The organism is Candidatus Binatia bacterium (assembly GCA_026415395.1).
In the GTDB taxonomy this organism is placed as follows: Bacteria; Desulfobacterota; Binatia; order HRBIN30; family HRBIN30; genus HRBIN30.
The window spans coordinates 1-9,748 of record JAOAHD010000013.1 but is presented as its reverse complement, the minus strand read 5'-3'; the positions used below and the strand labels follow the sequence as shown (position 1 = coordinate 9,748).

The window sequence follows — 9,748 nt, the reverse complement described above, 5'->3', positions numbered from 1 at the left end:
CCTTGTGCCTGCCCAGTGTCTGTGGGGGCCATTGTGGCGAATGGCGACAGGGCAACCACAAGGGTTGCCCCTACGGTGGCAATCGCAGACGCACACAACGTGCGCCACACCATCCGTAGGGGCAGGCCTTGTGCCTGCCCTGTATCTGGCAGGACCGGTGTGGTGGATGGCGACAGGGCAACCACAAGGGTTGCCCCTACGGGGGCAATCGCAGACGCACACAACGTGCGCCACGCCATCCGTAGGGGCAGGCCTTGTGCCTGCCCTGTGCCTGTTGCGCCTAGGCCCGTTGTGGTGAATGGCGACAGGGCAACCACAAGGGTTGCCCCTACCGTTCGTTGGGGGTTTTGGTTGTGGTCGGTCGATCGAGCAGCGACAGCAGCCGCTGAGCGGCGTCGGTGGGGCTCAGGCGGTGGGCGACCACAGCCTGCTCGAGTTCGGGCAGCAGTGCCTGCACGTCGGGTCGGGCGAGAAAGTGCTCCAGCATGCCCTCGCGGACCATGTCCCAAAACCACTTTTGCTGCTGGGCCTCGCGCTTGCGCGTGAGCTCGCCCGCGGCAGCGAGGCGGGTGCGATGCTCTTGCACGATTTCCCACACTCGGGCGATACCGTGCCCGGTGAGAGCGCTCACCGTGACGACCGGCGGTTCCCACACACTGGTGTGATGGCGGAACAAGCGCAGCGCGGAGCGATACTCAGCAGCCGCGCGCTCCGCCGCCACCAGGTTCTCGCCATCCGCCTTGGTAATGGCGAGGGCGTCGACCAGCTCCAAGATCCCTTTCTTGATCCCTTGCAGCTCGTCGCCCGCACCGGCGAGCATGAGTACGAGGAAGAAGTCCACCATCGAGGCAACGGTGAACTCCGATTGCCCCACGCCGACCGTTTCCACAACCACGATGCCGAAACCGGCAGCCTCGCATAGCAGAATCGCTTCGCGCGTATGCCGAGCGACGCCGCCCAAAGAGCCACCCGAGGGACTCGGGCGAATGAACGCCTCGGCTTGCACCGAGAGCCGCGCCATGCGGGTTTTGTCGCCGAGGATGCTGCCACCGGAAATGGCGCTGGAAGGGTCGACCGCCAACACCGCCACTCGTTGCCCTTGCTCGATGAGGTGGAGGCCAAAGGCTTCGATGAACGTGCTCTTGCCCACCCCGGGCACGCCGCTCACACCGATGCGATACGCCTTTCCCGTGTGTGGCAGGATCCGTTCGAGCAAGCGCTGCGCCTCGGCTTGATGCTCGGGCCGGGTGCTTTCCACTAACGTGATGGCCTTGGCCAACGCCCGCCGATTGCCTGCGAGCAGGCCTTCGGCGAGCGCTTCGGCCGACGACAACGCTCGGTTCACGCGGTGGCGACCTTCGGGGCGGGTTCCGTGGCTTCGCGCACGAGTTCGAGCACACGCCGCGCGGCTTTGAGCACATGCGTCCCAGGGCCGAAAATCGCTTTCACCCCAGCTTGCTCGAGGAACTTGTAATCCTTTTGGGGAATGATGCCGCCCACGGTAACGATAATGTCGCTTGCCCCTAGGCGCTCGAGTTCGCGGATGAGTTGCGGCACGAGGGTTTTGTGGCCGCCCGCCTGGGTGGAAATGCCGACCACGTGGACGTCATTCTCCACCGCCTGTCGGGCAACTTCCTCCGGCGTTTGGAACAAGCTCCCGATGTCGACATCGAAGCCTAGATCGGCAAACGCGGTGGCGATCACCTTCGCGCCGCGGTCGTGCCCGTCTTGCCCGACCTTCGCAATCAAAATCCGCGGCCGGCGACCATGTTCACGGGCGAAAGCTTCCACCTCCGCGCGCAATTGTTGCCACTCCGGATCGTCGTCGTACTGGCCGCCGTACACCCCGGAGATGGTGCGGACCTCGGCTTGATAGCGCCCCCACACCTTTTCCAGCGCTGCCGAAATTTCACCCACGGTGGCACGGGCGCGGGCCGCTTCCACGGCCAGCGCGAGCAGGTTGCCTTCGCCCGTTTCTGCCGCACGAGTGAGCGCGTTGAGCGCGGCTTCCACCTTGGCCGGATCGCGGGTGGCGCGGATCTTCTTGAGACGTTCAATTTGCCGCTCGCGCACAGCGGTGTTGTCGATTTCACGGATTTCGATTTCCGGTTCTTCCGGCAGGCGAAACTTGTTGACGCCGACGATGATGTCCTCTCCGCGATCGATGCGCGCCTGGCGTCGCGCCGCGGTTTCTTCGATGCGGAGTTTGGGCATGCCGGCTTCAATCGCCTTGACCATGCCACCCATGGCCTCCACCTCTTCGATGATGTTGAGCGCCTTGCGGGCGAGCGCATGGGTGAGCGACTCCATGAAGTACGAGCCGCCCCATGGGTCGATCACCTTGGGAATGCCCGTCTCCAATTGCAAGATGAGCTGCGTGTTGCGCGCGATCCGTGCGGCGGTGTCGCTCGGCAAGGCGATCGCTTCGTCATAAGAATTCGTGTGCAAGCTTTGCGTGCCGCCAAACACCGCGGCCATGGCTTCGATGGTGGTGCGGACGATGTTGTTGAACGGGTCTTGCTCCGTCAGGCTCGCCCCCGAGGTTTGGCAATGCGTGCGGAGCATCAGCGACTCGCGCTTCTTCGGATTGAACAAACGCTTCATGAGTGTGGCCCACAAAAGACGGGCGGCGCGCAGCTTGGCGATTTCCATGTAGAAGTTCATGCCGATCGCGAAAAAGAACGATAGCCGACCGGCAAAGTCGTCAATGTCCAAGCCTTTGGAAAGGGCAGCACGCACGTACTCCAGGCCGTCTGCCAGCGTGAACGCCAGTTCGAGGTCGCACGTCGCTCCGGCTTCTTGCATGTGGTAGCCGGAAATCGAGATGGAATTGAATTTGGGCATTTCCTTGGCGGTGTATTCGATGATGTCCGCCACGATGCGCATCGAAGGTCCGGGCGGGTAAATGTACGTGTTGCGCACCATAAATTCTTTGAGGATATCGTTTTGGATCGTGCCAGTCAGTTTTGCGCGCGGCACACCTTGCTCTTCCCCGGCTACGATGAAGCTGGCGAGGACCGGCAAAACCGCCCCGTTCATCGTCATGGAAACCGACATTTTGTCGAGCGGCACGCCATCGAAGAGAATTTTCATGTCCTCCACCGAGTCGATGGCCACGCCAGCCTTGCCGACATCTCCGACCACACGCGGATGGTCGCTGTCGTAGCCGCGGTGAGTAGCCAGGTCGAAGGCAACCGAAAGGCCCATTTGCCCTTGCGCCAAGCAGGCGCGGTAGAAGGCATTGGACTCTTCAGCGGTAGAAAAGCCAGCGTATTGGCGGATGGTCCATGGCTTTTCCGCGTACATGGTGGCGCGTGGTCCACGAACGAAGGGGAAGTCGCCGGGAATGGTGTCGAGAAACTCCAGCTCCTCGACATCGGCGCGTGTGTACAGTGGTTTCACGTCGATGCCTTCGGGCGTGTGCCAAACGAGTTCGTCGGGGCTCCGGCCCTTGCGCTCTTGCGTGGCGATTTGCCGCCAGCGTTCCAGGTCGGCTCGATCACCTTGTTTGCTCATAAAACGCTCCTCTTGGCAAAGACTCCCTTTAACACTTTCCACCATACAACTCCCGCGGTCGGCGGACTGCTCGGCGGTTGTGCCATGCGCATAGATTCACTGGCTGCGTCGCCAGAGAATACACCGAAGAGGCACCGATGCGTACCCCGCGTCGTCGCCGCTTCGCCAGCGTTGCGTCGAGGGGCGTGTACGCTTTGGGTCCAGTGTCGTTCGGCATTGTGCGGAAAGTTACGCGCGCGGGCGATGAGGTGAGGGGCGCTAGGGATCATGCCAGCAGTTGTCTTGCAATGACCTTGAGTTCCAAGATTGGTTTTACGCCTTCGAAAATTGGTAACACGGTGGCGTCGACGACGTAGCGAGAAATCGGGAATTCTTCCGCGTAACCCCAGCCGCCATGCAGCAATTGGCCCTCTTGAGTGACCCAGACAGCAACGTCCGAGGCGAACAATTTCGCCATCGCGGGCTCGAGAGAAACCGACTCGTCGCGATCCATGGCGAGCGCGGCTCGATAGGTGAGTTGCCGAGCTGCCATAATGTGGGTAGCCATTCGCCCGAGTTTGTACTGCGTTAGTTGGAATTGGCCAATCGGTTGGCCAAACTGCTTGCGGTCGTTGGCGTACTCGGCTGTGCGCTCTAAGGCAGCCTGCGCCAAGCCCGTGGCGCGTCCGCCCGTTTGCAAACGTCCAGCGGCAAAGCCTGCCATTTGCAGATAAAAGCCCTTGTTTTTTTGTCCTTCCTCGCCAACCAAGTTCTCCGCAGGCACGAAGTAGCGTTCGAAGTTGAGGGTAAAGGAGTGCATGCCGCGATAGCCCGGGGTGCGGTCGGCCTTGCCGACCAGCAGGCCACCGGTGGGCTGGCGCATTTCGAAGGCGTGACCGTAGAACGGATCTTTCGGCACGATAAAGAGCGAGAGCCCGCGGGCGCCCTTTTTGGGGTCGGGATCGGTGCGGGCGAGAAGCGCGAGCACGTTGGCGCGCCCGGCAAACGTGCACCAGGCCTTGGCGCCGTCGATCACGTACCCCTTCTGGCCGCCCACTTCGGCTTCGGTCGCGCGGCATTTAATCGAGGCCACATCGGAGCCGGTGTCGGGCTCGGTGACGGAAATCGCCACCATGATTTCGCCGCGCGCTATGGGCGGAAGCCAACGTTGTTTTTGTCGTTCAGTGCCGCCTTTGAGCAAAGCCTTGGTGAGAATTTCAGGCCGCGTGATCAAGCTTCCTGCCGCGGCCAAGGAGCAGCGCGAGAGTTCCTCGGTGGTAATGATCATTGGCAAGTTGCCCATGCCACCGCCGCCATATTCTTCCGGCACAGACATGCCGAAGAACCCGAGCTGGGCCATCTTGGCGATGAGCTCATCGGGCACGAGCTCGTCGTGCCGGTGGATGCGCTCGGCAATTGGGAGCACTTCGGCCTCGCCAAATTGGCGCACGGAGTCACGGGTCATTGCAGCGAGTTCGTTGTCGAGCCAGCAGTGATTGGCACCCCGCTGTTCGATGACGAAGCGCCCGATGGCACACACGCGAGTGTCGTCGACCGCAGCTCGCAGCACTGTCCTGATTTCGGGCGAGCCAAGAGTGGCATTCAGCCGCTCGCTGGTCACACCAAAGTCGGCAAAATGTGCATCAGCCGCAGAGGCGAGCTTTTGCGCCACTTCCCCTGCAAAGACCGCCGCCATCTCGGTGTAAATGCCAGCCTCTGTGGTTTGCCCTTGCGCAGCGCGCGCGTAGTGAAGCAAATCGCGCGCAGCCTGCAGCTCGGTGGCGGTGTAGGCGAGGCGCTCGCAGTGCGGTTGCTCGGCGTCGATGCCCTTGCCGTGATCGGTGCGGGTGCGGGCGGTGGTCAGAGCATCGTCGAGCACTGCGGCAGCAGCATCGATCAGCCGCTCCACCGCGGAGAGTTCTAGCGTGGACACGTTTCTTTGGCTCATGTGCACAATCCTTTCCCAACCGAGCCGACGGGAGGCTCAAGATTTGATTTTTGTTACCACCGCAGGGGGAGCGACTCCAGTGTGCCACGCGGAACTAAAGGAGTGAGCCCTCATGGGGCGCTCTCAGTGGCCCGCACCGGCCGCCCAGGAGCGACGTGTCGGACGCGAACGACAACGAGCATGGTGTTTGGGATTCCGAAGGGGAGGGGGAACGTCCCCGACGGGATTTGAACCCGTGTTGCCGGCGTGAAAGGCCGGTGTCCTAGGCCTGGCTAGACGACGGGGACGTGCACCGCTGCGCCGCGAGGCCGTGTTGCTAGCCAGCGCGGTCGGTTTGCGCAACCCTGTGGCACGCGCACCGCTGGCCGCGCGAGGTGCGGCGAAAACCGTTGCGGGGACCTCGCATTGCTAGCCGGTTGCGCCAGGGGCCATCCAGATGCGGACCTGGCTCGCATCTGCCGAGCTCGCTCTGCGCTGTTGTGCAGGCGCGCGGTGCGGGTGCGCCCTTGCGCGGCGAGTGAGCGCGTGGTTGTAACTAACGGCAGCGAGCACTGGGAAAGGTTGTGCATATGGCGACCAAAAAGACCGCTGGGAAGACGACGGCAAGGAAAACGGTAACGGCAAAAAAGTCCGCCGCCAAAGCGTCGGCGAAAAAAGCGTCGGCAAAGTCCCAACCGAAGGCGAAGCCTACTCAGGCGGCCACAAAGCCCGCAGCGAAGTACGACCAACCCGGCGCACCCTGGTGGAAGAAGATCCCGCTGCCGATGCCGAAATAGCGCCGCTGGCTGCGCCAGCGAGCGATCGGCGCGCCCGGCCTTTGGCGGCGATGCCCCCCTCACGAAAATCCTCCCTCTTGCCTGTGGGGGGAGAGGGCAACAGGGTGAGGGGCGCCGCCGGTGCGCTGCCGTCGGCAAGCGCACAGAAATAGAAATTGTAGGGGCAGGCCTTGTGCCTGCCCGTGGGGAGATCCGCCGTGAGGGAGGCAGCGGCGGCGTGGTCGCGTTGTGTCACGACGGCAGCGCGGGCGACGCATGCGTCGCCCCTACGCTGGCGGTGGCGCTGGGTGCCAAGATGGGGACGCGCGCGGAGCCGGTGGCAACACGATCGCTCATCGACGTTTTCCCCGTTGGCCATTCAGCATTCGCCACTGGCCGCTCGCAGTCCACTCGCGATTCGCTGTTCACCAACCCACCACTCGCCACTTGCTACTCGCACTCGCCGCTCGCGACTCACCACTCGGCATCGGCCCTCCATTCGTCATTGCCGTCGCGGAACCTGCCGCTTGCCCCGGCGAGTGGAGGCTCCTAGATTCGCACGGCAGCGGAGGAGAATGGATCAAATGGATCACGAACGTGTGGAATTCGCGCGCGACTGTGCAGCCGTTGCCATTCCGGGTGGGGAGCGATTCACGATCCCGCGCGGGACAATTGGCTACGTCACGCAGACGCTGGGCGGCAACTTCACGGTGAATATCCCCAGCATGGGGGGATTATTTCGCATCGAGGCAGCGGATGCCGATGCGATCGGGCGAGAGGCTCAGGGAACGCAGGCCTCGGGAGGTGAATCGGAGGGGGACCTCGAGGCACGCGTCTGGGCGCAACTGCGCACCTGTTACGACCCCGAGATTCCGGTGAACATCGTCGACCTCGGGCTCATTTACGACCTGCAGATTCAGGATCTCCCAGCCGGTGGGAAGAGAGTCGAGGTGAAGATGACGCTCACGGCACCTGGTTGCGGCATGGGAGTGTACATCGCGCAAGATGCGCGGGCGAAGTTACTGACGCTGCCCGAGGTGGAAGAGGCAGAGGTGGAACTCGTTTGGGATCCGCCCTGGAGTCCGCACATGATCTCGCCGGAAGGCCGGCAAATCTTGGGGATGGACTAAGCCCCGCGTCACTCTTCGCGAATATCCACGGGGGTTCCCACGGGAACGATTTCGTACAGGTAATCGATCTCGCTATCGCTCACGGCGATGCAGCCTTCGGTCCAATCGATGGGCAGCTCCTCCCGCCCGCCGTAACCATGAATGCCGACGCCGCCCCCTAAGGGTGTATTCTGCGGCGGCAGTGCGCGCTCGAGAGTGGCGAACAAAATATCCGCCCACAATTCCTGATCGATGAGGTTCTGCTGCAGGGCCCGCTCGGCGTCCGACACGTTGGGGTAGGTGAGCGCCAGGAATTTCTTGAATCGTCGGCTCGGGCGCTTGTCGCCAATGTAGTACCGACCCACAGGCGTGCGGCCGTCCCCACGATGCTGCTTGCTGCCATTCGGTTGCTTGCCGAGAGCGATGCGAAACGAACGGAGCAAATGATCCTCGCGCCAGAGGTGCATGACCCTTTGGCGCTTGTCCACTTCGAGTCGGTAAGCCGTGGGTTCTGGGTCGAACCACTGCTGTAAGGGCATAGCCGGTGCCAGAGTGGACGCTACGAGCACGAGTCCACTCAGTACCGCAAACCACCCGAACCGCACCATGCCGACTTCTCCTCCTTGTTGCGGCCGAGGAGCAAGCACGCGCACCAAAGTCTTGCAATGCCGGTAGATTGCTGGCCCTAGCTCTTGTTGTGGTTTGGCCAATTGGGGATTAGGTGCGCGCAGGTTTAGGGGGCTTGCAGTCCGCGGACTGCATTCGGTGTCCTGGCGCCAACGAGCGATTGCGCTATGAGGGGAGAGAACGGCGGTTGAGCGATGGTGAAGCACGAGAATTCGACAAGAGGAGCTGACGAGTCGGGGGCGAGCGAGGCGACCATTCCGCTGGGCGCGCGGGGGCCTGCGCCGGTGCTCACGGGTAAGCAACGCAAGCTGCTTCGCGGTCGCGCACACCATCTGGCAGCCGTGGTGCGGGTGGGTCAGCAAGGCACGACCGCAGCCGTACTGCGTGCGGTGGAGGAAGCGCTCGCGGCTCATGAGCTTGTGAAGGTGCGTTGCCACCGGCCGGAAGACAAACGCCGCTGGGCAAGGGAACTCGCTGAAGCGACCGGAGCGGCGTTGTGTGGTCTCATTGGCCACACGGCGATTTTGTACCGGCCGCGCCCCGAGGCGGAGGCTGCGCAACCCTCTGAGGCGAATCCTGATGAGGGTTGAGGCTGCTTGACGCTACCGCGCCGTGCTCGCTACAAGCGCTCGTTACGCGAACGTGGGCACACGAGGGCCGTTAGCTCAGTTGGTTAGAGCAGCTGACTCTTAATCAGCGGGTCCGGGGTTCGAGTCCCTGACGGCCCACTCGTCTAAGCCACGGTTTTTCCGAAGAATTCATGCATATCACCCGTTTGGCGGCCCGCGGTGAGGTGGCCTTTGACAGCCAATCTGACAGCCATTTTCGGCATCCCATCCCCCGCTACGGACGGTGAAGGAGATTCCCGACCTTATCCACCGCCTCGCGTTGCAGTTGTGGCATCACGTGCGCGTAGGTGTTCATCGTCACGGTAATCTGAGAGTGGCCGAGAAGTTCCATGATGACCCGGGGATGTACTGCTTGTGCGAGGAGTAAAGAGGCGGCGGTGTGGCGCAGGTCGTGAAAGCGCTTGCGCGGTAGTCCTGCTTTCTCCAAGGCGCGGTGAAACAAGCGGCCCACTCTGCGCGGGTCCATGGGCGTTCCCACCGTGGTGGTGAACACGAAGCGGGTGTCTTTCCATCGGGAGCCAGCCAGGAGACGCATTTGCCTTTGTCGCTTCCGGTGCACCCGCAGCACCTCAACGAGGAACGATGGCAACGGCAGCATCCGTCGCGACCGTTCCGACTTCGGTTCGGTAAGTGTTTTCGAGCCGCGCGACTGAAGCTGATAGCGGACGCTTAGTGTACGTTCCTCGAGGTCGATATCCTCCCAACGAAGGCCCAGCACTTCTCCAAGCCTCAGCCCGAGAGCGATCGTAAGGGCAAAGAGTGTCTCTTCCGGAGAGCCGCGAACCGCTTCGAGAAATCTTCGTGCTTCGTCAGCGGTCAACGGCTCCACTTTGTATCGAGTCACCCGTGGTGGACTCACCGCTTGGCAGACATTACGCGGAAGAAGATCCCACTTCACGGCCTGATTTAGTGCCATTGAGAGTACCCGGTGAATGTACTGAACCGTGCGCGGAGACAGGCCTTCTTGAAGCTTGGCTGTGAGGAGCTGCTGGACGTGCTGCGGCGAGAGCCGGTTCAAAGGAATCTTGCCAATGGTGGGATTGAGGTGGATGCGAGCCACGGACGAGTAACTTTCCAGGGTTCGTGGTCGACTTCGCGAAGGCACACAATCTCGAAGCCAGCGGTCGAGGAACTCTCCTACCGTTTGCCGCTCGGGCGCGACGTTGAGTCCACGATAGTGCGCAT

The 9,748-nt window shown here is 62.3% G+C and carries 8 protein-coding genes and 2 tRNA genes; 3 read left to right on the top strand and 7 right to left on the bottom strand.

Annotation, left to right across the window (positions count from 1 at the left end; all coding sequences use genetic code 11):
* The 5 genes from N3C12_11480 to N3C12_11460 all read right to left on the bottom strand — a co-directional run.
* The coding region (locus tag N3C12_11480) for a hypothetical protein (protein MCX8073056.1) at nt 1–239 on the bottom strand (239 nt) is incomplete at its 3' end.
* Between the two features lie 89 nt (nt 240–328).
* The gene (gene meaB / locus N3C12_11475; GenBank protein MCX8073055.1) at nt 329–1,345 is read right to left on the bottom strand and encodes a methylmalonyl Co-A mutase-associated GTPase MeaB; all 1,017 of its coding nucleotides are present in this window, start codon (nt 1,343–1,345) and stop codon (nt 329–331) included.
* Nucleotides 1,342–3,516, bottom strand: coding sequence for a methylmalonyl-CoA mutase (gene scpA, locus N3C12_11470; protein MCX8073054.1), 2,175 nt, complete (start codon nt 3,514–3,516; stop codon nt 1,342–1,344). Before scpA ends, meaB begins: the two co-directional genes overlap by 4 nt.
* A 265-nt stretch (nt 3,517–3,781) precedes the next feature.
* Nucleotides 3,782–5,443 carry an acyl-CoA dehydrogenase family protein gene (locus N3C12_11465; protein ID MCX8073053.1) on the bottom strand — a complete coding sequence of 554 codons (1,662 nt, stop codon included), beginning with the start codon at nt 5,441–5,443 and terminating at the stop codon, nt 3,782–3,784.
* A gap of 212 nt (nt 5,444–5,655) precedes the next feature.
* Nucleotides 5,656–5,730: transfer RNA gene (locus tag N3C12_11460), tRNA-Glu, on the bottom strand.
* Between the two features lie 1,052 nt (nt 5,731–6,782).
* On the opposite strand from N3C12_11460, the gene sufT reads away from it, so the two are divergent.
* Nucleotides 6,783–7,328, top strand: a complete 546-nt coding sequence (gene sufT, locus N3C12_11455) for a putative Fe-S cluster assembly protein SufT (GenBank protein MCX8073052.1) — start codon at nt 6,783–6,785, stop codon at nt 7,326–7,328.
* 8 nt (nt 7,329–7,336) lie between these two features.
* Here sufT and N3C12_11450 read toward each other — a convergent pair whose 3' ends face one another.
* Nucleotides 7,337–7,915, bottom strand: a complete 579-nt coding sequence (locus N3C12_11450; GenBank protein ID MCX8073051.1) for a L,D-transpeptidase — start codon at nt 7,913–7,915, stop codon at nt 7,337–7,339.
* A gap of 213 nt (nt 7,916–8,128) precedes the next feature.
* On the opposite strand from N3C12_11450, the gene N3C12_11445 reads away from it, so the two are divergent.
* Complete coding sequence (locus tag N3C12_11445; protein ID MCX8073050.1) at nt 8,129–8,524, top strand: YhbY family RNA-binding protein; 396 nt, start codon at nt 8,129–8,131, stop codon at nt 8,522–8,524.
* Between the two features lie 64 nt (nt 8,525–8,588).
* Nucleotides 8,589–8,662 (top strand) — tRNA-Lys (locus N3C12_11440).
* A gap of 115 nt (nt 8,663–8,777) precedes the next feature.
* Here N3C12_11440 and N3C12_11435 read toward each other — a convergent pair.
* Nucleotides 8,778–9,748 (bottom strand): site-specific integrase (locus N3C12_11435; protein MCX8073049.1); only part of this gene is annotated, 971 nt, incomplete at its 5' end.

Coding starts and splice junctions, on each gene's coding strand:
- N3C12_11445 (MCX8073050.1), top strand. CDS start 8,129: ATGGTGAAGCACGAGAATTCGACAAGAGGAGCTGACGAGTCGGGGGCG.
- N3C12_11465 (MCX8073053.1), bottom strand. CDS start 5,443: ATGAGCCAAAGAAACGTGTCCACGCTAGAACTCTCCGCGGTGGAGCGG.
- N3C12_11450 (MCX8073051.1), bottom strand. CDS start 7,915: ATGGTGCGGTTCGGGTGGTTTGCGGTACTGAGTGGACTCGTGCTCGTA.
- scpA (MCX8073054.1), bottom strand. CDS start 3,516: ATGAGCAAACAAGGTGATCGAGCCGACCTGGAACGCTGGCGGCAAATC.
- sufT (MCX8073052.1), top strand. CDS start 6,783: ATGGATCACGAACGTGTGGAATTCGCGCGCGACTGTGCAGCCGTTGCC.